Annotated in this window: 26 protein-coding genes; 15 read left to right on the forward strand and 11 right to left on the reverse strand. The window is 71.6% G+C overall.

Annotation, left to right across the window (positions count from 1 at the left end):
* Nucleotides 1–70 precede the first annotated feature (70 nt).
* Nucleotides 71–505 (forward strand): hypothetical protein, encoded by a 435-nt coding sequence (locus OG289_RS27950; RefSeq protein ID WP_442818962.1) that lies wholly within the window; start codon nucleotides 71–73, stop codon nucleotides 503–505.
* A gap of 213 nt (nucleotides 506–718) precedes the next feature.
* Here OG289_RS27950 and OG289_RS27955 read toward each other — a convergent pair whose 3' ends face one another.
* Entirely contained in the window at nucleotides 719–1,588 is an 870-nt protein-coding gene (locus tag OG289_RS27955; protein WP_327316793.1) for a haloalkane dehalogenase, read from the reverse strand.
* A 56-nt stretch (nucleotides 1,589–1,644) separates the two neighbouring features.
* The gene (locus OG289_RS27960; RefSeq protein ID WP_327316795.1) at nucleotides 1,645–2,496 is read right to left on the reverse strand and encodes an SDR family oxidoreductase; all 852 of its coding nucleotides are present in this window, start codon (nucleotides 2,494–2,496) and stop codon (nucleotides 1,645–1,647) included.
* 100 nt (nucleotides 2,497–2,596) lie between these two features.
* On the opposite strand from OG289_RS27960, the gene OG289_RS27965 reads away from it, so the two are divergent.
* The 6 genes from OG289_RS27965 to OG289_RS27990 all read left to right on the forward strand — a co-directional run bounded on the left by OG289_RS27965 (nucleotide 2,597) and on the right by OG289_RS27990 (nucleotide 5,855).
* Entirely contained in the window at nucleotides 2,597–3,199 is a 603-nt protein-coding gene (locus tag OG289_RS27965) for a TetR/AcrR family transcriptional regulator (RefSeq protein ID WP_327316796.1), read from the forward strand.
* A 46-nt stretch (nucleotides 3,200–3,245) separates the two neighbouring features.
* Nucleotides 3,246–3,653, forward strand: coding sequence for a hypothetical protein (locus tag OG289_RS27970; protein WP_442818963.1), 408 nt, complete (start codon nucleotides 3,246–3,248; stop codon nucleotides 3,651–3,653).
* A 136-nt stretch (nucleotides 3,654–3,789) separates the two neighbouring features.
* On the forward strand, nucleotides 3,790–4,626 hold the full coding sequence (locus tag OG289_RS27975; protein ID WP_327316798.1) for a hypothetical protein: 837 nt from the start codon (nucleotides 3,790–3,792) through the stop codon (nucleotides 4,624–4,626).
* A gap of 115 nt (nucleotides 4,627–4,741) precedes the next feature.
* A complete protein-coding gene (locus OG289_RS27980; RefSeq protein WP_327316799.1) occupies nucleotides 4,742–5,008 on the forward strand; it encodes a hypothetical protein in 267 nt (88 codons plus the stop codon).
* Nucleotides 5,005–5,457, forward strand: coding sequence for a hypothetical protein (locus OG289_RS27985; RefSeq protein ID WP_327316800.1), 453 nt, complete (start codon nucleotides 5,005–5,007; stop codon nucleotides 5,455–5,457). Before OG289_RS27980 ends, OG289_RS27985 begins: the two co-directional genes overlap by 4 nt.
* 104 nt (nucleotides 5,458–5,561) lie before the next feature.
* Nucleotides 5,562–5,855, forward strand: coding sequence for a hypothetical protein (locus OG289_RS27990; RefSeq protein ID WP_327316802.1), 294 nt, complete (start codon nucleotides 5,562–5,564; stop codon nucleotides 5,853–5,855).
* Between the two features lie 29 nt (nucleotides 5,856–5,884).
* Here the strand turns inward: OG289_RS27990 and OG289_RS27995 are convergent, their stop codons facing one another.
* From OG289_RS27995 to OG289_RS28010, 4 genes are all read right to left on the reverse strand, one after another.
* A complete protein-coding gene (locus tag OG289_RS27995) occupies nucleotides 5,885–6,535 on the reverse strand; it encodes a hypothetical protein (RefSeq protein ID WP_327316804.1) in 651 nt (216 codons plus the stop codon).
* An 89-nt stretch (nucleotides 6,536–6,624) separates the two neighbouring features.
* The gene (locus tag OG289_RS28000; protein WP_327316805.1) at nucleotides 6,625–9,096 is read right to left on the reverse strand and encodes a dolichyl-phosphate beta-glucosyltransferase; all 2,472 of its coding nucleotides are present in this window, start codon (nucleotides 9,094–9,096) and stop codon (nucleotides 6,625–6,627) included.
* Nucleotides 9,093–9,794 carry a GntR family transcriptional regulator gene (locus tag OG289_RS28005; RefSeq protein WP_327316807.1) on the reverse strand — a complete coding sequence of 234 codons (702 nt, stop codon included), beginning with the start codon at nucleotides 9,792–9,794 and terminating at the stop codon, nucleotides 9,093–9,095. The genes OG289_RS28000 and OG289_RS28005 overlap by 4 nt, the downstream gene beginning before the upstream one ends.
* A 135-nt stretch (nucleotides 9,795–9,929) precedes the next feature.
* A complete protein-coding gene (locus tag OG289_RS28010) occupies nucleotides 9,930–11,285 on the reverse strand; it encodes an aspartate aminotransferase family protein (protein WP_327316808.1) in 1,356 nt (451 codons plus the stop codon).
* A gap of 192 nt (nucleotides 11,286–11,477) precedes the next feature.
* On the opposite strand from OG289_RS28010, the gene OG289_RS28015 reads away from it, so the two are divergent.
* The 3 genes from OG289_RS28015 to OG289_RS28025 all read left to right on the forward strand — a co-directional run bounded on the left by OG289_RS28015 (nucleotide 11,478) and on the right by OG289_RS28025 (nucleotide 14,467).
* On the forward strand, nucleotides 11,478–12,095 hold the full coding sequence (locus tag OG289_RS28015) for a type 1 glutamine amidotransferase family protein (protein WP_327316809.1): 618 nt from the start codon (nucleotides 11,478–11,480) through the stop codon (nucleotides 12,093–12,095).
* On the forward strand, nucleotides 12,092–12,550 hold the full coding sequence (locus OG289_RS28020; protein WP_327316811.1) for a MarR family winged helix-turn-helix transcriptional regulator: 459 nt from the start codon (nucleotides 12,092–12,094) through the stop codon (nucleotides 12,548–12,550). Before OG289_RS28015 ends, OG289_RS28020 begins: the two co-directional genes overlap by 4 nt.
* A gap of 78 nt (nucleotides 12,551–12,628) precedes the next feature.
* On the forward strand, nucleotides 12,629–14,467 hold the full coding sequence (locus OG289_RS28025; RefSeq protein WP_327316812.1) for a serine/threonine-protein kinase: 1,839 nt from the start codon (nucleotides 12,629–12,631) through the stop codon (nucleotides 14,465–14,467).
* Nucleotides 14,468–14,761: 294 nt separating this feature from the next.
* Here the strand turns inward: OG289_RS28025 and OG289_RS28030 are convergent, their stop codons facing one another.
* Entirely contained in the window at nucleotides 14,762–15,493 is a 732-nt protein-coding gene (locus tag OG289_RS28030) for an SLATT domain-containing protein (protein ID WP_442819102.1), read from the reverse strand.
* Between the two features lie 253 nt (nucleotides 15,494–15,746).
* On the opposite strand from OG289_RS28030, the gene OG289_RS28035 reads away from it, so the two are divergent.
* The 4 genes from OG289_RS28035 to OG289_RS28050 all read left to right on the forward strand — a co-directional run bounded on the left by OG289_RS28035 (nucleotide 15,747) and on the right by OG289_RS28050 (nucleotide 17,969).
* Complete coding sequence (locus tag OG289_RS28035; protein WP_327316815.1) at nucleotides 15,747–16,088, forward strand: YbaB/EbfC family nucleoid-associated protein; 342 nt, start codon at nucleotides 15,747–15,749, stop codon at nucleotides 16,086–16,088.
* Nucleotides 16,089–16,167: 79 nt separating this feature from the next.
* Nucleotides 16,168–16,767, forward strand: coding sequence for a recombination mediator RecR (gene recR / locus OG289_RS28040; RefSeq protein WP_079660860.1), 600 nt, complete (start codon nucleotides 16,168–16,170; stop codon nucleotides 16,765–16,767).
* Nucleotides 16,760–17,422 (forward strand): DUF5063 domain-containing protein, encoded by a 663-nt coding sequence (locus OG289_RS28045; RefSeq protein WP_327316816.1) that lies wholly within the window; start codon nucleotides 16,760–16,762, stop codon nucleotides 17,420–17,422. Before recR ends, OG289_RS28045 begins: the two co-directional genes overlap by 8 nt.
* A 55-nt stretch (nucleotides 17,423–17,477) precedes the next feature.
* A complete protein-coding gene (locus OG289_RS28050; protein WP_327316817.1) occupies nucleotides 17,478–17,969 on the forward strand; it encodes a RidA family protein in 492 nt (163 codons plus the stop codon).
* Nucleotides 17,970–17,995: 26 nt separating this feature from the next.
* Here OG289_RS28050 and OG289_RS28055 read toward each other — a convergent pair whose 3' ends face one another.
* The 3 genes from OG289_RS28055 to OG289_RS28065 all read right to left on the reverse strand — a co-directional run bounded on the left by OG289_RS28055 (nucleotide 17,996) and on the right by OG289_RS28065 (nucleotide 19,664).
* Complete coding sequence (locus OG289_RS28055) at nucleotides 17,996–18,832, reverse strand: PhzF family phenazine biosynthesis protein (protein ID WP_327316818.1); 837 nt, start codon at nucleotides 18,830–18,832, stop codon at nucleotides 17,996–17,998.
* A gap of 29 nt (nucleotides 18,833–18,861) precedes the next feature.
* On the reverse strand, nucleotides 18,862–19,386 hold the full coding sequence (locus OG289_RS28060) for a 2OG-Fe(II)-dependent halogenase WelO5 family protein (RefSeq protein WP_327316819.1): 525 nt from the start codon (nucleotides 19,384–19,386) through the stop codon (nucleotides 18,862–18,864).
* Between the two features lie 71 nt (nucleotides 19,387–19,457).
* Entirely contained in the window at nucleotides 19,458–19,664 is a 207-nt protein-coding gene (locus tag OG289_RS28065; protein WP_327316821.1) for an Arc family DNA-binding protein, read from the reverse strand.
* Between the two features lie 20 nt (nucleotides 19,665–19,684).
* On the opposite strand from OG289_RS28065, the gene OG289_RS28070 reads away from it, so the two are divergent.
* Nucleotides 19,685–20,911, forward strand: a complete 1,227-nt coding sequence (locus OG289_RS28070; RefSeq protein ID WP_327320820.1) for an RNA-guided endonuclease InsQ/TnpB family protein — start codon at nucleotides 19,685–19,687, stop codon at nucleotides 20,909–20,911.
* Nucleotides 20,912–21,026: 115 nt separating this feature from the next.
* Here OG289_RS28070 and OG289_RS28075 read toward each other — a convergent pair whose 3' ends face one another.
* On the reverse strand, nucleotides 21,027–21,758 hold the full coding sequence (locus OG289_RS28075; RefSeq protein WP_327316822.1) for a sulfite exporter TauE/SafE family protein: 732 nt from the start codon (nucleotides 21,756–21,758) through the stop codon (nucleotides 21,027–21,029).
* Between the last annotated feature and the right edge of the window lie 123 nt (nucleotides 21,759–21,881).

Genomic DNA, 21,881 nt, shown 5'->3' on the forward strand with positions numbered 1-21,881 from the left:
CTCCACGTCCACTCCCGACCGTTGCGCAGAGTTATGGAAGAAGCTAGTTCGGCCTGCGGAAACCGTCCCCGTGAACACACAAAGTGACGGCGTAAACCTTGGCGAACCCCCAATCGCCCCGGAGATCCCGACGTGGATCCCGGCGACCGGCATGCAACTCAGGCTCGCAGGCGTGCGGTTCGACGGGATCCGGGTGGACGGCGACGAGGGCCGCACTCTGGCGGACCGTCTCGCGCGCATGACGAGCGGCGATCCGGGGCCGGTGGTGGAGGAGGCGAACGGGCGTAGGTCCGTCTATTTCCTCGTGCCCGTCGGCAGTACGGCACACCGCGCCTGGCCGGACGGAGTCACGCGCCTCACGGCCGGTTCCAACCGCGTCTCGTACATCCCGGTGCCGGCACTCAACGGCACGACGTGGCCGCTGACATGGCGTTACCGCCCCACAGCCCACGACCGTCTGGTCCATACGCTCCTGCTGCGGACGGCCCTTCACTCCGCGGAGTGAAATACGCGAACTCCCCTCCGGCTCGCCTTCTCCTCTCTCGCCGAGGCCCCCAGGGTCCCGCAGGCATGGGCGAGAGGCATCGCACGGGAGGTCGAGGTGCCACCCTCGGCTTCACCGGGACCGGCTTCACCTCGGCCGTTGGACCCCGACTGTCGAGCCACACCAGTCACGCCGGCTACCCCGGCCGCCCGTCGAGCCACCCTCGACGGGCGGCTACGGCAGACGCAGTCCGTGGCTGTCCGCCCAGGTGGAGACCTTTGTGGCGATCCACTCGGGGTGGTCCTCCGGGGTGTGGTGTCCGGCGACGGCGTCGCAGTGTTCGGTCTCCAGTCCGGCGACGTTCGCCTCGCACCACGCCACGATGCCCTCGTGCATCATCGCCCCCGGTCCCGGCGTGAACGTGAGCAGCAGCTTCGGTACGTCCGGGCTTGCCGCCAGCCAGGCGTCGTAGGCCTCGACCCTGGTCACGACGTCGGCGGGCTCGCCGCCCAGCGGCATCGAGCGGGCCCAGCGCAGTATGGGAAGTCTGCTGTCCCGGGTGGGGTAGGGCTCGGCGTAGGCGTCGAGAGTCTCCTGCGCGAGGGCGGTGGTGGTGGCGACGCTGCCGGGCAGGGCCCTGATGAAGGCGTTGTCGTCCAGGAGCATGGCCTCGCCGACGCCCTCCGTCTTGATCGCCCGGAACAGTTCCCGGCCGCCGTCGGGGAACTCCTCCCAGGTCATCGGTTTGACGATGGTCTCGGTGAACGCGATGCCGCGCACCCGGTCCGGATGACGCGCGGCCCAGTCGAAGGCGAGGGCGCCGCCCCAGTCGTGTCCGACGAGGGTCACGTCACGCAGGCCGAGCGCGTCGAACCACGCGTCGAGGTAGCGGGCCTGGTCGGCGAAGGTGTAGTCGATGTCGGGTTTGCCCGACTCGCCCATGCCGATCAGGTCGGGGGCGAGCAGCCGCCCGGGTCCCACGGCCGGCATCACGTTCCGCCACAGGTGCGACGAGGTCGGGTTGCCGTGCAGGAAGACGACGGGCACGCCGGTGCCCGATTCCCGGTGGTGCATGGTCGAGTCGAGGATGCGCTGAACGGGCATGGTGGTGTCCCCTGTCAGTTCTTCTGTCGGTTCTTCGCCCGAGACGGGCGGGTGTTTCAGCGGAAGGCGGGCGCGTTGCGTGCGGCCCACGCGGCGAAGGTGCCCGGGGTCCGGGCCAGGACGCGTTCGACGTCGGGGCTAGGGCGCCGCTCGTCCTCGGTGGGTTCGCCCAGGATCGCGAGGGTGCCCTCGACCGCGGGCGGGGGCATGAACCGCGTCATCAGCGCGTGGGCCTCCTCCCGGGTCTGCTCGGTGAAGCGCACCGGTTCGCCGAGCGCGGCGGCGATGGCCGCCGCACGCTCGCGCGGGGTGGTCGGCGCGGGGCCGGTCAGGGTGTAGGTGGCGCCGAGGTGGTCGTCCCCGAGCAGGGCGGCGACGGCGACGGCGGCCACGTCGTCGGGGTCGACGAAGGGCAGGCCGACGTCGCCGAACGGCGCCGCCGCCTCCCGCCGGGCGCGGATCGACTCGGCCCAGGCGAACACGTTGGTCGCCATCCCGCCCGACCGCAGGACCGTCCAGTCGAGCCCCGACTCCCGTACGGCGTCCTCGAACCGGCGCGGATGCCGGTATGCCTGCGGGCGGGTTCCCGCGCCCTGCGAGGACAGCAGCACGACCTTGCGGATCCCGGCGGACCTGGCCTCCGCCAGGACACCGTGCGGGTCCTCGCCCGCCACCAGCAGGAACAGCGCCTCGGCCCCCTCGAACGCGGCCCGCAGACCGGCCGGTTCGGCCAGATCGGCGCTCACCGCCCGCACCCCGGCCGGCACGTCGGCGTCGGTCACGCCGCGAGCGACGGCCGTCACGGGCACCCGGGCCTCGGTGAGCATCCGCACCAGCGCGCGGCCGACGTTCCCGGTCGCACCGGTCACCACGATCGTCTCGTTCGTCTCGTTCGTCTCGTTCCCCATGACCGACTCCCCGTTTCCCTTGTCGTGAGTTAGTTGGCTGACTAACTCGATGGACGTGACGCTAGCACGATCCGACCGCCGGTTGTCTATAGTCAGTTGGGTGACTGACTCAGTGGAGGGGCGTGCCGCGAAGAGTGGCGGCAAGCGGAGTGGCGGCAAGCGGCAGCGGCTCATGGCCGCCGCCGCCGCGGTGCTGCACGAGCGGGGCGTGGAGCGGACGACCATCGCCGACATCGCCCGCGCCGCCGACGTCCCCGTCGGCAACGTGTACTACTACTTCAAGACCAAGGACGAGCTGGTGGAGGCGGCCCTCGCCCGGCACGCCGAGTACCTCGACGGACTCACCGCCCGGCTCGACGAACTCGACGACCCGCGCGAGCGTCTGAAGAGCCTCGTCGCCGGCTGGGTCGACGGACGGGACGTCGCGGCCCGTTACGGCTGCCCCATGGGCACCCTCGCCGTCGAACTCGACAAGCGCGACGAGGGCGGTCTCGATCTCGCCGCCGGGCTTGTCATCCGGCGGTTGCTGGACTGGGTGGAGCGGCAGTACCGCGAGATCGGGGTCGACGGGCCCGACGGTCACGCGCTCGCGCTCGTCGGCGCCTATCAGGGCATGTCGCTGCTCTCCAGCGCCCTGCGCGACCCGGAGGTCATGACCCGCGAAGGGGCGCGCCTCGTCCGGGAGATCGACGCCCTGGCGTGACCGCACCCCTTCTCCGGCCCTCGCCGGCGCGGAAGATGTGCGGCAAATGCGGGTATACCGGGTCGCGGGAGCCCAAGCGACTGGATTCCTGAATCCGGCGTCCAACTCCCCAAGGCCGGCGTCCGGTTCGACGCCGTACGGCTGGACGGCGACTGGGGGGCGCGAGATCGCCGACCTGCTGGCGCGGATGACAGGGGGCGACCCCGGGCCGGTGATCGAGACGGCGAGCGGGCGCCGGTGCGTCTACTTCCTGGTGCCGCCAGGGAGTACGACCCACCTCGCCTGGCCGCCCGAGGTCACGCGCATGACCTGCGGCCCGGACAAGGAGTGGTTCATCCCCGTCCCCGCGCTGGACGACCTGACCTGGCCCCTGTCCTGGCGCTGTCGCCCGACCACACCCGACCGCTTCGTCCACACGCTTCTACTGCGCACCGCACTTCACTCCGAGGGGTGAAAGTGGGAACTTCCGCCCAGGGAAACCCTGTTCTGGCTTGCATTCGTCGCTTTGCGTGCCCGTAGAGTCACGCCAACGAAACGCCCCCGCGGTGCACCAACACCCGGGGGCTCGACATCAGGAGCCACAACTCCCCATGCGGATCCATCGTACGACGCCCACGCGCGCCTTTTCGGTCTTCTCCAACGCTCTTCTCCGCGACCGGAGCCTCTCCTGGTGTGCGGTGGGCGTACTGACGTACCTCATCAGCCTCCCGGACGGCGCCCGCGCCACCATCCGAACCCTCGCCGAGCAGCGCAAGGAGGGGCGGGCCCGGATCGCCTCCGCCCTGCATGAGCTGGAGGAATCCCGGTACCTGCGGCGGGTGGTGCGGCAGGATCCGCAGACGCGTCAGTTCTCCACGGTGTACGAGGTTTTCGATACTCCGTACGAGGACGAACCCCCGACGGGTGAACCTGAAAAAGTTCAGGACCGGGCCTCCGGCGAGTCGGGAGACGCGACCGAAGGCGCTTCCCCTTCGGGGGAAAACCCTGGGGAACAAGAACCTCCCTCCCCGCCGCCTGTCGAGCCCGCCGAGCCCGACGAGCCCGCCGAGCACGAAGCGGTCGGTGAGCGCACCGCGGTCGCCGCCAAGTTCCTCGGCTCCCTCGGCCGTACGCACCCCCGGCTCACCCTGGGCGCCGCCGAGGCGTTGCGGCTCGCGCCGCTCGTGGAGGCGTGGTGGGACGCGGGGGCGAGCACCGCGCAGGTGCGGGCGGCGCTGACGGACGGCCTTCCGTCCCCCGTCCACTCGCCGCAGGCGCTGATCGAGAACCGCCTGCGCCGCAAGCGCCCGGCTCCGCCGACACCGGCTCCTGCCGGGACCGTTGGGCTCGAACTGCGCAAGCCCGGCGCGACCGCCTTCCGGGACGCCGCCCGCCGGGGCGGGGAACTGGCCCGAACCCTCCTGCGTGGGCAGGCCGTGCCCGCGTAGGCCCACCCAGACTCCCGGCCTGCATTCGCCTGCAGGGTCCTTCGAAAGAAACGGAGTGTCGATGGCCGTCACACTCGTACGCCCCGAGGTGGTATACCGCCGGTATACTGTGCTCATGGCTGACACCACGATCAAGGTCGACCCCGCTGTCCGTGACCGTCTCCAGGAGCTCGCCCGGGAGCGCGGGATGAGCATGCGCGACCTGGTCGCTCAGCTGGCCGGGGCCACCCCGACCAAGGAAGAGCTCCGCAAGCGGTACGAGGAGACCAAGGCGTACGTGGAGGAGCACTTCCTCGGCAGGCCGTACACGGAGGAGGACGAGAAGGCCGGCGAGAAGCTGTGGGCCGACCTCGAGGCCGGGCGCATCGGCGAGGTCCAGTGACCCAGGGGAAGCGGTATCCGCTGCCGCGTGCCGTCATCTTCGACGACACGGCCGCGCTCGCACTGGGCGCGGGGAACAGCATGGCCTCCCGGCTTGTCGTCGAGGCGGAGAAGGACCCTGCTCTGCGGGTCTGCATCCCCGCGCTGAGTCTCGCCGCTGCCGAGCGCGAGCGGGCCGGAGTCGCCGAACATGTGGGCGCGCTGCCGTCCGTCAACATCGAGGGACTCGACTTCGCGGCGGCCGCCTCCGTCGGCAAGCGTCTGCGGACGGCCGGTCCGGCGGACGAGGAGCCGGGCGGCAAGGTCGAGGACGACTGGAGCGGCGCCCATGTGCTGCATCTCGCGCTGCCGACCGTCGAGTGGCCGCACGGCCGCCCGGTCCTGACCAGGACGCCGACGCGTTACCGGGGTACGGGTATCCGGACCATCCGCATCGTCGATCAGGTGTGAGTAGCTGCCGGGCAGGGCGCCCCGGGCGCCTTGCCCGGCATTACGGGCATATCCTGAAAACGTCCCCCGAACCCCCGTGCATTGACCAGAAGAAGGTGAGTGCGATGCGCGTACTGCTCAAGGCGTCCATGGACACGGAGAAGGCGAACGAAGCCATCCGGAACGGCACCCTGGGGAAGCTGATCCAGGAGGCGATGGAACAGATCAAGCCCGAAGCGGCCTACTTCACCACCGACCACGGCAAGCGCACCGCCTACGTGGTCTTCGACATGCAGGAGAGCTCGCAGATGCCCGTGCTCAGCGAGCCGTTCTTCCTCAACCTCAACGCCGAGATCTCCTACACCCCCGTGATGAACCAGGAGGACGTGCAGAAGGGGCTCTCGCAGCTCGGCCGCTGACCCCAAGCCCCCAGCCGCACACGACCGACTCAGCTGAACACGATCATCGACCCCTGCGCCAGACTCCGCGTCGCCGCGGCGTGCAGCCCCAGCCAGACGTGCCGTTCGCGCGCGAAGGGGCTGGGATCGTACGGCGCCGGAACGGCGGGCTCCTCCAACTCCGTGGGACCCGCGGGCGGTTGGGGCGCCGCCGGAGGATTGGCCGGATCGATGCCGATCGACGGCGCCACGAACTCCAGCTCCCGCAGCAGGGACTGGGAGGAGCCGAGCGGGCCGCCACCGGCGAGAAGTTCGTCGTTGGACAGCGGCTGCGGGAAGTCGACCGGGACATACGCGCCCGCGTGGTCGTAGTGCCAGACCAGGTGGGACTGCTGGGCCGTCGCCTCGAACATCTCCAGGAGCTGCTCGTAGTCGCCGCCGAGTTCGTCCACCGGCGTCACCGGCAGCCGGCACACCTGGAGCAGGTAGGCGCGGCGCAGGAAGTGCAGGGCGTCGTAGTCGAAGCCGGCCACCGGGGCGACGTCGCCGGACAGGCCCGGCATGTACTGGTACACCGGCACCGGCGGGAGCCCCGCCTGGGCCAGCACCTTGTTGTACTGGGCGAGTTCGTCGGCGAAGGGATTGTCGGGGGTGTGGCACAACACGTCGACGAGCGGCACCAGCCACAGGTCACAGGCCAAAGAGAGCTCCTCACTCAGCGCGTTGCACGGTGCGTTGCACGGTCAGTGCGGCAATGCCGGTCAGGGAAGGGTAGTCGCTGCCGTGCACGTCAGCTCCCGTCCTGCATCCCCTGGTGCAGGTCCCATACCCATACTCCGGCCACCCACTTACCCGGTCGGCCCGTCAGCTTCTCCACCGTCTCACGCAGCCGGTCGGCGTGCGGCTGCGGGGCCAGCACCAGGGCGCCCGCCCGCCAGTACGCGAGGTCCTCACGGGTCTCGGTCCGGGCGCGGGCGTCGATCACCGGGACCACGCCCGTGTAGCGCACGTCCCGCAGCAGGCTCGCCGTGAAGCGCAGCGGGACGCCGTAGACGCCGGTGCGGTCGCCGTCGCCGTAGGGGCCGTTGAAGTAGCCGCCGGGCATCCGGAAGCCGAGGCCGGCCGCCGTCTGCCAGTGCAGTGCCTCGGCGCTTTCGGGCTCGGCGAGCGGCACCGGGACCAGGGTCTCGTCGCCCCGGACGTAGGTCTTCCAGGTTCCGTCGGTGAAGAAGGCGGGCGCCTCGGCGCGCGGCTCGGACTTCAGCGGGGCCGGGAGGAGGGGAAGCAGGGCGAGGCAGACGGCGAGCAGCCCGGCGTACTGCGTGCCCAGGCGGCGGGCCTGCGCCAGCCGGTCGATCGCCAGGGCGAGCAGCATGCCCAGCGCCGGGGCGCAGACCAGCGCGACCCGGCTCTCGATGACCGACTCGAAGAGGGGGAGACCGGCGAGCAGGGTCCAGGGGCCGGGGACGGTCGTGTCGGTGAGGGGGAGTGGGACGCGCGGGCCGAGGGACAGCACCGCCGCGCCCGCAGCCGTGCAGGCCAGCGCCTTGACCGCGGGCCGCCGCCACAGCCGTACCGTGATCGCGAACGCCAGCAGGGCAAGCGGCCAGCCGTAGAAGGCGTTCTGTTCGGTCGGGTTGAGGGAGAGGGCGTCGGCGCGGTCGGCGTCGCCCGCGATCAGGGAGCGTTCGGCGAACGACAGGAGTGCGCGGGCGGAGTTGGCGACGCCGGGCGCTGTGCCGTGCTCGATGCCGGAGTAGCTCTGCGGGCCGGAGAACTGCCAGGCCAGCGGGTAGACGACCAGCGGCAGACAGACGGCGGCGGCGACCGCCGATCCGTTCAGCAGCGGGCGGGCGGCCTTCCGCGCCACGTCGGGGCGTACGGCGCCGTAGGCGACCGCGAACAGGAGCATGCCCATCGCGGCGAGCAGCAGGGGCTCCTCGCCGAGGAAGAACTGGTAGCCCGCCATCAGGCCGAGGACGACCGCGTCCCGGGTGACCCGCTCGCCTGTCGTCAGCCGCAGCGCGCGCTCGATGATCGGCGGGATCATGAACAGCACGACGAAGTTCGGGTGGGCGTTGGCGTGGCTGATCATCGGCGGCGCGAACGCGGCCAGCGCGGCTCCGGCGAAGGCGGCCGCCCGCTGCCGGACGAGCCGTCGCACGATCAGCCGGTACCAGGCGGCGGCGGTGGCGGCCAGGCCCAGCGTCATCACCAGGCTGAGCGTGACGGCCGGGCCGAGCAGCAGGGTGACCGGGGTGAGCGGGACGGACAGGCCGAGCATCGCCGTGTTGGCCATCAGGTTCACGCCGCCGGGGAAGCCCTGGAGGTCGGTGAAGAGAGGGTTGCGCAGGTGGGCGACGTTGTCGGCGGTCACCGCGAAGAACCACTCCCACTGGTTCTGGTCCTGGAGGGAGTCGGTGAGATAGCGGTGGGCGGGGTCGAGGACGCGGCCCGAGTAGAGGGCCACGGCCATCGCCAGGAACAGGGCGACGGCCAGGACGTCCGCGGGTCTCGGTACCGGGATCCGCAGCCGGACCAGGTCGCGCAGGAACCGGAGGTAGTCCGCGGGGCGGACCTTCGAGCCGGGCTGGTGAGACCAGTGCACGGGCACCTCGGCGACCGGCCAGCCGACGCGCTGGAAGTGCCGCAGCACCTCCACGTCGATGGCCCAGCCGTTGAGGCGGGAGGCGGCGAAGGCGGCGCGGGCCTTGTCGCCGTCGAACAGCTTGAAACCGCACTGGGTGTCGCGTATCCCGCGCAGGGTCGTCCGGCGTATGAGTAAGTTGCCCGCGGTGCCGAGGAGTTCGCGTATCCGGTGCTGACGGCTCCCGAGGGTCGCGCCCGGGACGGCACGCGAGCCGACCGCCGCCGCGTGGCCGTCGGCGAGCGCCTTCTCCAGCTGCCCCAACTCCTCGACGGGGGTCGCGAGATCGGCGTCCGTGACCAGGACGTGGCGGCCCCGGCTGGCGGCGACCCCGAGACGCAGGGCGTGCCCCTTGCCCCGGTTGCCGGATCCGGCGCCGATGACGAGCCGCACGCGGGGGTCGCGGCGGACGGTGACGAGCTCGCGGGTGGCGTCGGTGGACCCGTCGTCGGCGACCAGGATCTCCCAGCTGCCCCAGTGGCTCCCGGTCGCGTCGAGATGGCGGGTCACCGCGTCCAGGGTGGCGCCGAGCCGGCGCTCCTCGTTGTAGGCGGGGATGACGACGGAGAGCTCTGGGGGCGCGGAGCGGGGCACACCGGTGTCCGCCCCGCTCATCCCGCCGCCAGTCGCTCGATCAGGGTGATGGAGTCGGCGTTGTACGCGGCGAGCATCACGCGGGCGGCGGCGATGTCGCGGTGGTACAGGGCGTCGACGAGTTCGGTGTGGCCGGACCACAGGTGGCCGCGCAGATCGGTCAGCCGCCGCAGGTGCTGCACCGTGCACACCCAGGACTGCACGCGCAGCCGGTGCAGGAAGTCGGCGAGGTAGGGGTTGCCGAACAGGGAGCTCAGCTCGCGCCAGAAGCGCAGGTCGTAGCCGATGAGGACGGTGAGGTCACCGGCGGAGGCGGCCCGCTGCGCCTCCTCGCCGCGTCGGCGCACCCCCGCTATGGCGGCGGCGATCCGGGGCTCCTCCAGGTTCTGGTGGGGCTGGCGGCCCTCGTCCACGGCGAGGAACATCCCCTCGATGATCAGGCTGCGCGCCTCGATCATGCCCCGGAAGTCCTCGACGGAGTACTCGTGGACCCGGAAGCCCCGGTGCTGGTCGGCCTCCAGGAGGCCCTGCGCGGAAAGATCCACGAGGGCCTCGCGGACGGGGGTCGCGGAGACGCCGTACTGCTCGGCGATCTCCTTCACCGTGAACTCCTGCCCCGGCTGTAGCCGTCCGCCCAGCACCTCGTCGCGAAGCGCGTCGGCGATCTGCTGTCGCAGGGTGCTGCGCGTCACGGCGCCGTTGCCGCTGGTGGCGGACATGGTCGGGGCGTCTCCATCGTCGGGTGCGAAATGCTCGGACACGGAAAAGGTGGCGTGCTCATCGGTATGTACGAGCACGCCACCTTACGCGTTCGAAGATTTCAAGCCCTTTCGCGCGTAGCGACCGTTCTGCCCCTACTCCGTGTACTCGTCGGCCACCGAGAGCGCCGCGTCCAGGGCCGCGAGCCCCTCCTTGACCTCGGACTCGGAGACGTTCAGCGGCGGCACGAAGTGGGTCCGGTTCATGTTCACGAACGGCCAGACCCCGGCCGTCTTGGCGGCGGCGCCGAAGGCGACCATGGGCGCGTTCGCCTCCCCGGCGGCGTTGTACGGCACGAGCGGCTCGCGGGTCTCCCGGTTCTTCACCAGCTCGACCGCCCAGAACATGCCGACACCGCGCACCTCGCCGACGCTTCTGTGCCGCTCGGCCAGCTCCTTCAGCCCCGGTCCGACGACGGACGCGCCCAGGTTCTTCGCGTTCTCGACGATCCCCTCCTCCGCCATGACGTTGATCGTCGCGACGGCGGCGGCGCAGGCCAGCGGGTGCCCGGAGTACGTCAGACCACCGGGGTACGGCCGCTTCCCGAAGGTCTCCGCGATCGCGCCGGAGACGGCGACACCGCCGAGCGGCACGTATCCGCTGTTCACGCCCTTGGCGAAGGTCATCAGGTCGGGGGTGACGTCGTACAGGTCGGCGGCGAACCACTCACCGGTGCGGCCGAACCCGGCCATGACCTCGTCCAGGACGAAGACGATCCCGTACTTGTCGCAGATCTCCCGCACCCCGGCGAGGTAGCCGGGCGGCGGAAGCATGATCCCGGCGGTGCCCGGAACGGTCTCCAGGACGATCGCGGCGACCGTCCCCGGCCCCTCGAAGGCGATCGTCGTCTCCAGGTGCTCGAGGGCCCGCGCGCACTCCTGCTCCTCCGTCTCCGCGTAGAAGCGGGAGCGGTACAGGAACGGCGCCCAGAAGTGCACGACCCCGGCGGAGGCGCTGTCGGAGGCCCAGCGCCGGGGGTCACCGGTGAGGTTCACGGCCTGCTGCGTGCCGCCGTGGTACGACCGGTACGCCGACAGCACCTTGGCCCGCCCGGTGTGCAGCCGGGCCATGCGCACGGCGTGCTCGACGGCGTCCGCGCCGCCGTTGGTGAAGAAGATCTTGTCCAGGTCGCCGGGGGTGCGCTCGGCGATCAGCCGGGCCGCCTCCGAGCGGGCCTCGACGGCGAAGGCGGGCGCGAAGGTGGTCAGGTGTGCGGCCTGCTCCTGGATCGCGGCGACGACCTTCGGGTGCTGGTAGCCGACGTTCGTGTAGACGAGCCCGCTGGTGAGGTCGAGGTACCGCTTGCCGTCGTAGTCCCAGAAGTACGACCCCTCCGCGCCGGCCACGGCGAGCGGGTCGATGAGCTCCTGGGCGGACCAGGAGTGGAAGACATGCGCACGGTCCGCGGCCTTCACGGCCGCGCCGGCCTGGGGGTCGGTCTGAGGGGTCATGGCAGCGAGCGTAAATGTCCGCGATGCGGAAGCGGTATCGGCGTCCTGTTCCGTCGACGGGGGGAATCCGCGACAGGTTGTCGGGAGTCGCACGGCAGTGGCGGGCTGTCGAGGGGTATTGACAGCATGCTGCCTAAATGACAGCATGTTGTCATAACTGGTCACCTCCGAGGAGAAGTCAGAGGAGGAGTCATGAGTCGCAAGCCTGTGCATCTCGCCGTCTACGACACCCTCGCCGACTGGGAGACGGGACACGCGACCGCGTATCTCGCCCGCGCCGGACACGAGATCAGGACCGTGGGCCCGACCCGCGAGCCCGTCGTCAGCATCGGCGGCCTGCGCGTCCGTCCGGACCTGGCCCTGGCCGACGTACGCCCCGAGGACAGCTCCCTGCCGATCCTCCCGGGCGCCGACCTCTGGGACACGTCCGACGACCTCGCGCCCTTCGCCCGCAAGGCGCGGGAGTTCCTTGCCGCCGGGGTACCCGTCGCCGCGATCTGCGGCGCCACCGCGGGTCTGGCCCGCGAGGGCCTGCTCGACGACCGGGACCACACCAGCGCGGTCTCCTTCTACCTGGCCGCGACGGGATACGGCGGCGGGGAGCGGTACGTCGAGGCGGACGCCGTCACCGACGGCGCTCTGATCACCGCCGGTCCGACCGAACCGGTCGCCTTCGCGCGCGAGATCTTCGGACTCCTCGGCGTGTACGAGGGCGAGGTGCTGGACGCCTGGTACCGGCTGTTCCACGACTCCGACGCGCAGGCGTACGCCGTACTGGAGAAGGCGGAGAAGGCGGGGGCGCGGCGGTGAGCCGTGAGCACCAGGAACTGCTCAGTCGCGGCGCGCTCGGGGTCTTCCGACTGAACGGCCAGTTCCTCGCCGTCGCCGAGGAACTGGCCCGGCCCGCCGGGATCACCGCCGCATGGTGGCAGGTGCTCGGCGCGGTGCTGCGCGAGCCGCTGCCCGTGTCCGGCATCGCCCGGGCGATGGGCATCACGCGGCAGAGCGTGCAGCGCATCGCCGACCTGCTGGTGGAGAAGGGGCTGGCCGAGTACCGGCCGAACCCCGCCCACCGGCGCGCCAAGCTGCTGGCGCCCACGGAGGAGGGCCGGGCCGCGATCACCCGCATCGACCCCGGGCACGCGGCCTTCGCGGGCCGGCTGGCGGCGGCGTACGGCGAGGCGGAGCTCGCCGAGGCGGTACAGGTACTGGAACGCCTGTCCAAGGTCCTGGACGCCCTGGAGCCTCCCGTTACGGAACCGTAGACATCGCGCCACGCGACTCCCCGAAAGGCCGGTTTATCCTCGGCTCGATCACACATGTGGGGGAAAGGCGGCGCTGCCATGGAGAAACTGGGGCCCGGGGACCCGCAGCGCATCGGCGGCTACCGGCTGCTCGCGCGGCTGGGGGCGGGCGGGATGGGACGGGTCTACCTCGCCCGGTCGGACCGGGGGCGGACGGTCGCCGTGAAGCTGGTCCGGCGGGAACTGGCGGCGCGCGAGGAGTTCCGGGCACGGTTCCGGCAGGAGGTGCGCAACGCCCAGCGGGTCGGCGGGTTCTGGACGGCGCCCGTCCTGGACGCCGACACCGAGGCCGAGGTGCCCTGGGTGGCCACCGGCTATGTCGCCGGGCCGAGCCTCCAGCAGGTCGTGAGCCACGACCACGGGCCGCTGCCCGAGCGATCGGTGCGCATCCTCGCCGCCGGGCTCGCGCACGCGCTCACCAACATCCACGCGGCCGGGATCGTCCACCGCGACCTCAAGCCGTCCAACGTGATGGTCACCATCGAAGGGCCCCGCGTCATCGACTTCGGCGTCGCCCGGGCGCTGGAGAGCGTGACCGGCGACAGCCGGCTCACCCAGACCGGCGCGGTGATCGGCTCGCCCGGCTTCATGGCCCCCGAGCAGGTGCGAGGCGACGGCATCACCCCGGCCAGCGACGTCTTCTGCCTCGGCTCGGTCATCGCCTACGCCGCCACCGGCACCCTTCCCTTCGGCTCCGCCGACGACGGGGCGCACGCCCTGATGTTCCGCATCGCCGAGGACGAACCCGATCTCTCGGGCGTCCCCGAGGGCATCGCCGACCTGGTCCGCGCCTGCCTGCGCAAGGACCCGGCCGCCCGCCCCTCCCTGGACCGCGTCCTGGAGCTCACGGGCGCCGACGACACCGTCTCCGACGGCCGCTCCCGCGACCCCTGGCTGCCCGGCGCCCTCGTCGCCCAACTCGGCCGCCACGCCGTGCGGTTGCTGGAGGCGGAGGACCCCGAGGGCGCGGAGAGCGCAAGCCCGTCGGCCTTTCCCCGGCAGACGGAGACCGCCCCCGAGGCCGCCCCGGAGCACTCCGGCCCGCGCGGTGCCGCGTTCTCGCCGGACCACCGCCCCACCCTGGTCGCGGGCCCCGACGGCATCCCGCCGCAGACACCCCCGCCCGGCGCGGGCAGCGCCCCGGCCCACCCGGCGTACGGCCACCCCCAACCGCACCCGGCCGCCGCCTACGGCTACCCCCACCAGCCGTCGGGCGCCTGGTCCGCGACACCGGGCGCCCCGGCCCCCCACAACCCGTACACGGACGGGGCGGGCCCCTACCGACAGGCCGACCCCGCCGGCCCGCAGCCGCCCCCGCGCCGCAGCCGCCGTACGACCACGCTGCTGCTCCTGGTCGCCCTGGTGGTCGCGGTCGCCGCAGGCGGCTCGGTGTACGCGTTCCTCAACGGCGACGACGACGCCACGGCAGACCCGCCGCCGGGCAACGCCACCACCGCCTCGAACGCGCCCACGTCGAAGGCCTCGACACCGCCGTCCCCGTCCTCTTCCGCGTCCCCCTCCCCGTCGCCGACCGACGGTGTGGTCCCGGCGGCCTACCTCGGCACCTGGACCACCACGATCGAGAACGCGAGCGGCACCAACACGCGCCGGCTCACCATCGGCCAGGGCGAGGTGGGCGACACCGTGCTGGGACTCGTCGCCGAAGGGGACACGTACCACTGCGAGTTCAGCGCCGGTCTCTCCAAGCGGCCCGGCGGCGAAGGCCCGTTGGAGATCGGCCCCTCCAAGGTCACCTCGGGCGAACCCCTCTCCTCGTGCAGCCCCGGCGCCGCCTCCGAGGTCACCCTGCTCGCCGACGGCAGGCTGCAACGGATCAACACCGGCACCGGGGAGAAGCTGACCTACACCAGGCGTTGAACGTCCGGCGAACGTCGACCGACGGGTCCGGCCCGCGCCTTCGGACGGTCGTACGGTGAACTCACCAACGACTGCCGGGAGTCGCGGGGGCACCCACAGTGCGGTGGCGGAACGCGGAGAACATCGTTGCCACCGGGACGGCCGTCGTCGGCATCGTCGCGTCCGGGGTCATGGCCCGGTACGGCACCACCAGCCTGTTGGGGGTCCCCCTCCGGGGGAGTTCGAGGACGAGGCCCCTCAAGGGCCGACAACTGGGGTCTGGGGGCGGCAGCCCCCGGGGGACGGAAACCGCCCTCACCGCGGCTCCGGCGGCCGCTGCCGAGGCATGTTCGGCCGGGCGTTCACCCCGGGCGGCGCCGGGAACCGTCCAGCCGCCCCCGCATCCGCCCGCCCGCCGGAGGCAACCGCCGCCTGGATCCCCATGGGCGTCGGCCCGCTCCGGAACTCCATCATCCAGTCCGCCGTCTCCGTACGCACCAGATCCGTGACGTCCTCCGAGAACCGCCGCAACACCCCCAGGCACCGCTCCGCGGCCTCGCTCGCCGTACCCTCCGCCGGCCCCAGCACCTCCCGGACGCTCTCCGAGGCCCAGTCGAACTGCAGCACCTGCAACCGCCGCTGCACGGCCTGCGCGGTGGCCACGTCCCTTATCCAGCCGGACGTCACCCCGAAGAACCGGTCCACGGCCACGCACGCCACCGCCAACAGCAGCGCCAGATACCCCCACGGAGCGACCCCGCCCATCACCCGGGTCAGATCCAGCAGCGGCAGCGCGACCCCGCTCACCGCCCCGGCCGCCGCCCCGGCGCGCAGCACCCGCGCGCCCCGCCGCTTCCACACCCGGTCGGCGAGATACCAGGCGGCGGTCTCCAGCGCCCCGCGCTCCACCCACCGGTACAGCTCGTCCAGCCGCTCGGCGGGCTCGCCCCAGTCCCCGAGCGGGAACGCCCGCCCGGTCAGGTCGCCCGGCCGCAGCCCGGCCGCGCCCTCGCCCCGCCCGTCCTGAGGCGGACCCTCGGGCTGCATCTCCGGCTGCTGACCCACCCGGCACTCCCTTATGACTCAGTGACTCCGCGTAACGTCTGATGCTGAATGTGCCGACCCTTCCTACCTCCCAATGGGTGGCGAAGGGCGAGCTTTCGTCGCTTTTCCGCCTGGAAGGGGGCCTTGATCAGGTATAGGCCACCGAGGTAACTCACTCGAAAGAGTGGCGGGGCGACGCGCTGATGGAGCACGTAGGCTCAGTGGCAGACAGGAAAAAGGCAGACAGGAGTTGATCGTGATTCCCGGTGGTGGCCAGCCGAACATGCAGCAGCTGCTCCAGCAGGCCCAGAAGATGCAGCAGGATCTGGCCCGTGCCCAGGAGGAGCTGGCGAACACGGAGGTCGACGGGCAGGCCGGCGGCGGCCTGGTGAAGGCCACGGTCACCGGCTCCGGCGAACTGCGCGCCCTGCGGATCGACCCGAAGGCGGTGGACCCCGAGGACACCGAGACCCTCGCCGACCTGATCGTCGCGGCCGTCCACGCGGCCAACGAGAACGCGCAGACGCTCCAGCAGCAGAAGCTCGGCCCGCTGGCCCAGGGTCTGGGCGGCGGCGGCATCCCGGGTCTGCCTTTCTAGGGCCGGTCCGTCTTTCTAAGACCGGCCCCGGCCAACTACCGTACGTACTGCAAGGAACCCCAGGAAGGACGGCAGTCCGTTGTACGAAGGCGTGGTCCAGGACCTCATCGACGAGCTGGGGCGGCTGCCCGGCGTCGGTCCCAAGAGCGCGCAGCGGATCGCCTTCCACATCCTCCAGGCGGAACCGACGGACGTACGGCGGCTCGCGCAGTGCCTGATGGAGGTCAAGGCGAAGGTCCGCTTCTGCGCGACCTGCGGCAACGTGGCGCAGGAGGAGCTGTGCGGCATCTGCCGCGACGCCCGCCGCGACCCGACGGTCATCTGCGTCGTCGAGGAGCCGAAGGACGTCGTGGCGATCGAACGCACGCGCGAGTTCCGCGGCAAGTACCACGTCCTCGGCGGCGCGATCAGCCCCATCGAGGGTGTCGGACCCGACGACCTGCGTATACGAGAACTTCTCGCGCGGTTGGCCGACGGTACGGTCACGGAACTGATCCTTGCCACGGACCCGAATCTGGAAGGCGAGGCCACCGCCACGTACCTCGCCCGCATGATCAAGCCCATGGGCCTGAAGGTCACCCGCCTGGCCAGCGGCCTCCCGGTGGGTGGCGACCTGGAATACGCGGACGAGGTCACTCTCGGCCGCGCCTTCGAGGGGAGACGACTCCTAGATGTCTGACGCCACGCTGCACGCGACCGAGCAGAACCCGGACGACTTCGCGGTCCAGATCGCGGACCAGGTCGAGAGCTTCCTGGTAGCCGTCACGGAGGTGGCCAAGGGCGACGAGCCGGGCTCGGCGGTCCCCTTCCTCCTCCTGGAGGTGTCCCAGCTCCTCCTGGCCGGCGGTCGCCTCGGCGCCCACGAGGACATCGTCCCCGACGAGCGCTACGAGCCCGACCCGGGCTTCGAGCCGGACGCGGACGAACTCCGCGAGAACCTGGCCAGCCTGCTGGACCCGGTGGACGTCTACTCGGAGGTCTTCGACCCCTACGAGCCCCGCAAGGCGCCCGTTCCGGCCCGGATCTCCGACGACCTCGCCGACGTCATCGCCGACCTGCGACACGGCATGGTCCACTACCGCGCGGGCCGCACCACCGAGGCCCTGTGGTGGTGGCAGTTCTCCTACTTCTCCAACTGGGGCTCCACGGCCTCGGCGACCCTGCGCGCCCTGCACTCGGTGCTCGCGCACGTCCGGCTGGACCAGCCCCTGGAGGAACTGGACGGCCTCGACACCGACCAGAGCCCGCTGGGCGACGAGACGCTGGAGTTCGAGGCGGGCCGTGTGATGGCGGAGGAGATCGGCGAGCACCTGGGCGCACGGCCGGCGAATTAGCCGCGGGGACGCCGGGCGCCGGGGCGGGGGAGCAGAACGGGGGAGCGGGGGAGAGATGGCCGAAGACCGCCGTGCTCGTGCCCGTGCCGCTCTGCTCGCACGCCTGGCGGAGCTGGGCCTCGCGTTGCCGCACGTCAGCCCGCCCAAGGGGGTGTACGTCCCGGCGGTGCGCAGCGGCCGGCAGGTGGCGGTGTCCGGTCAGGTGCCCCTCGTGGACGGCGCGCTCGTGGCCACCGGCCGGGTCGGGGACACGGTGACGCCCGCGGAGGCGTACGACCTCAGCCGGCGGTGCGCGCTGGCCGCGCTGGCCGCCGCGGACTCCGTGGCGGGCCGGGCGGCCGTGGCGGGCGTGGTGAAGGTGGTCGGGTACGTGGCCTGCGCCGACGGCTTCACCGGACAGGTCGGGGTCGTCGACGGCGCGAGCGACCTCTTGCGCGCGCTCTTCGGCGACGCGGGGCGCCATGCCCGCAGCACGGTCGGCGTGGCACGGCTGCCGCTGGACTCGCCCGTCGAGATCGAGGTCGTCTTCGAGCTGGACGCCGGCTGAACCGTGTTCGCCCGGGATGCCGGACGTCAGATGGGAACGGCCGTGCCCGTGATGCCGATGCCGCTGTCCCGTTCCGCGGGGACCGACACCGTGATGGTGCTCGGGCGGCCCATGTCCTCGCCCTGACGGATCGTCAAGGTCGCCGGGGTGGGGACGAGTTCGAGTTCCCGCAGGTAGCCGCCGAAGGCGGCGGCCGCCGCGCCGGTGGCCGGGTCCTCGACGACCCCGCCGGGCGGGAAGGGGTTGCGGGCGTGGAAGACGGTGGGCGACTCCCGCCAGACCAGGTCGACGGTGGTCCAGTTCCGGCGGGCCATGAGGGCGGTGAGCGCGGGCATGTCGTAGTCGAGGTCGGCCAGCCGGGCCCGGTCGGCCGCGGCGATGACCGGATGCCAGGCGCCGCCGTAGGCCGCGCGGGGCGGCAGCGCCGGATCGAGCTCGTCGGCGGACCAGCGCAGCGCCGACAGCAGCTCGGTCAGGTCGGGCTCCGCGAGGGGCTCCGTGTGCGGTGCGACGCTCACCAGGGTCGCCACCGTCGTCCCGTCGTCGGCCACGGCGGTGGTGACGGGGACGGTGCCCACGTTGGTGCGCAGGCTCAGCGGTCCGGTGCCGTGCCGGTCGGCGTGGGCGACCGCCGTGGCGATCGTCGCGTGGCCGCAGAACGGCACCTCGGCGAGCGGGCTGAAGTAGCGGACGGTCAGGGTGCCGTCGTCGGACGGCACCACGAACGCCGTTTCCGAGTAGCCGACCTCCGCCGCCGTCGCCAGCATGGTCGCGTCGTCGATGCCGGTGGCGTCGAGCACCACGCCCGCGGGGTTGCCCCCGGCCGGGTCGGTGCCGAAGGCCACATAACGCAAAACGTCCATCGGACGACCGTAGCGCAGTCGAGGGGCCGTCATCCCCAGGTCAGCAGTTCTCCGGTGACGCTCAGCCCCATCGAGAAGCCCAGCGCGATCCGGCGGGCCCCGCTGCTGGGCCGTACGGCGTGGAAGTTGCGGGGGTCGAGGAGGAGGGCCTCGCCGACGGACGGTGTGATCTCGACCGACTCGGCGTCCGCCACCACCGTCTCGGCGTAGCCGTAGGACCGCGGCAGCCGGTGTGCCTCGTCGGCCGGATGCCAGCGGTGCCGCCAGATGACCGTCTCGCCGCCCGACTCCGGGACGCTGAGGTACAGGTTGAAGGCGAACTGGGCGACCATTGGCGCATCCAGCAGGTCCTCCCGGAACTCGCGCAGTGCCTCGTCGAAGTGGACCTGGAAGCCGTTGTTGGGCTCACGGGCGACGCCCGGCGCCAGCTCCCGCCCGTTCTTGCGGCCGACCGACACCGCGCCGGGCCAGTCGGCGCCCAGCGCGTCCCGGCAGAGCGCGAACGGGTCGTAGGGCAGGCCGAGTCCGCGCCAGGCCGCCCGGCTCGCCTCCACCGCCGGCCAGTAGCTGTCGGCGATGGCGCCGCTCTCGCGGTGGTCGCTCGGACCGGATGACGCCCCGGCCTTCAGGCCGGGGAGGAATCCGGCTTCCCGCCTAGCGGGGCAGGGGAAGCCGAGTCGCCGCCGGGCGATTCGGCGCTCACCGCAGGAGAGTCGAGGGCGACCTCAAGCAGGTGCAGGATCTCGGAGTTGATGGACCGCCGGTCGGCGGCTGCCTGTGCCGTGAGCCGTGCGTGGAGGTCTTCCGGGATGCGCAACGCGAAACGAATCATGATGCTACGGTAGCCGCATGATGACATCAGCGACAGCCGGAGACGCCGGGCACGCCCGGTGGACGTTCCGGCTTCGCGTGTCGTCCACCGCCCGCACGCTCCTGACGGCGGAGTGGGACCGGTGCCGCTGGATCTGGAACGAGTGCGTGGCCAAGTCGAAGCAGGTCCACACCTGGAACAAGAACCGGCCCGAAGGAACCGGCAAGCGGACCTGCGGTCCTGCACAACTCGACAAGATGCTGACCGAGGCCCGGAAGAAGGCCGCGTGGCTGCGTGAGGGCAGCAGCGTTCCTCAACAGCAGATCATCCGCGACTTCGGCAAGTCCAAGACCAAAGCGCAGAAGGACATCAGGGAACGGCTGCCCATGCACCGCCGGGCCGGGATGCCGAAGTGGAAGAAGAAGCGCGAGGCCCTGCCGAGCCTGAACTACACCAAGCGTGGCTTCGGTCTCAAAGAGGGAAAGGTGCACCTCGCGGGCGGCATCGTGCTGACGCCGGTATGGTCGCGGGATCTTCCCGCCACCCCGTCCAGCGTGCGCGTCTTTCAGGACAGTCTGGGGCACTGGTACTGCTCCTTCGTTGTTCCCGCCGTCATCGAGCCGCTGCCCGAAACGGGCGCGGTGATCGGCATCGACTGGGGCGTGAAGGAGACCGCGACCACCACCAGCGACCCCCACGACCTCCCGCATGCCGAGCACGGCAGCAAGACCAAGGAGAAGCTGACCCGGGATGACCGGATGATGGCCCGGCGCAAGCCGAAGAAGGGGCAGTCCGGATCGAAGGGCTACGGGGAGGCCAAGCGGCTGCGCGCCAAGGCGTACAAGAAGGCCGCCCGGCAACGCCAGGACACCGGCCGCAAGTGGGCGAAGTCCGTGGTCCGCGACCACGACGCGCTGGCAGTCGAGGACTTCCGTCCGAAGTTCCTCGCCAAGACCTCGATGGCCAAGAAGGCCGCTGACGCCGCCATCGGCGCCACCAAGACAGCTCTGGCCGAGATGGGCCGTAAGCATGGTAGGGCTGTGCACCTGGTACACCCCGCGCACACCACGATGGACTGCGCGCAATGCGGAGCGAGAGCCAAGCACGCACTGCCGCTGGGTGAGCGCACCTACACCTGCAGCGCGTGCGGAGCCGTGTCCCCCAGGGACAAGAACTCCGCACGCGTGATGCTTGTCCGGGCTGGTCTGACCCCGGCTGGTGCTGATCGTGGAAGACCAGACGGGGCGCTGCCCCGTCTGGCAGCGTGAGCCAGGAATCCCCGCTCAGCCCTGGAGGAGAGAATCCCCTCCCTTCAGGGAGGGGAGCATTCAATCAGGCCCCCCTGATGCTAAGTCCGACGCACTCGTCAAACCGGTTGGACGGTCAGGAAATGCCGAAGAGTCCTTTCCCCACCGCAGTCACCCCACCCGCCAACGCCAGCCCCAGCACCAGCAGTCGGGCCCGCTTCTCCGGCAGCCGCCCCGCGAGCGCCCTGCCGACCAACGCGCCCACGGTCATCGCGACGGCGACCGCGGCCCACTGGGGAGCGGCCAGCCTCGGCACCCCGTTCGCCGCCACCGAGAAGGCGTTCACGACGACGCCGTAGAACTGCGCGTTCGGCACGAACTCCCGTACCGTCCAGCCCGCGTTGACGGCGTACAGGGAGACCGGCGGGCCGCCGACGCCCGCCGCCGAGTTCATGAAGCCGCCCGCCGCGCCGGCCACGACCGCGCCCCGGGTGCCGCGCAGGGCGGGTATGCGGGCGCCCCGCATGACCAGCAGGACGGCCACCGTCACCAGAGCGCCCATCACCAGCAGCAGGGCCGGTTCCGGGAGCCGGCGGGTGAGCCAGGTGCCCGCCGGGACGGTGCAGGCGGCGGCCAGGCACAGCGGGACCATCGCCGCCGGGCGCACCCGGCGCCAGCCGCCCGCCAGGCCCACGACGCTGATCACGCCCGCCGCGCAGTTCGCCAGGACCACTCCGTCGGCCGGGCCGAGCAGCAGCACCAGCGCCGGGACGGCCACCAGCGCGAAGCCCATCCCGGTCAGCCACTGCACGCTCGACCCCAGCAGCACGATCCCCGCCAGCAGTGCCTCACTCGTCCCGATCACCATGGTGTACCTGCCTACACCATCGGTTCGGGAGTGCGCTCCCTCGTTTCGGCAGGTCGGGGACGGGATCGTTGATCTCGCAAGGGAACGACCCTCGCAAGCGAACGACCCCCACCCTCACGAAGG

Origin of the sequence: Streptomyces sp. NBC_01235 (assembly GCF_035989285.1) — a bacterium.
In the GTDB taxonomy this organism is placed as follows: Bacteria; Actinomycetota; Actinomycetes; order Streptomycetales; family Streptomycetaceae; genus Streptomyces.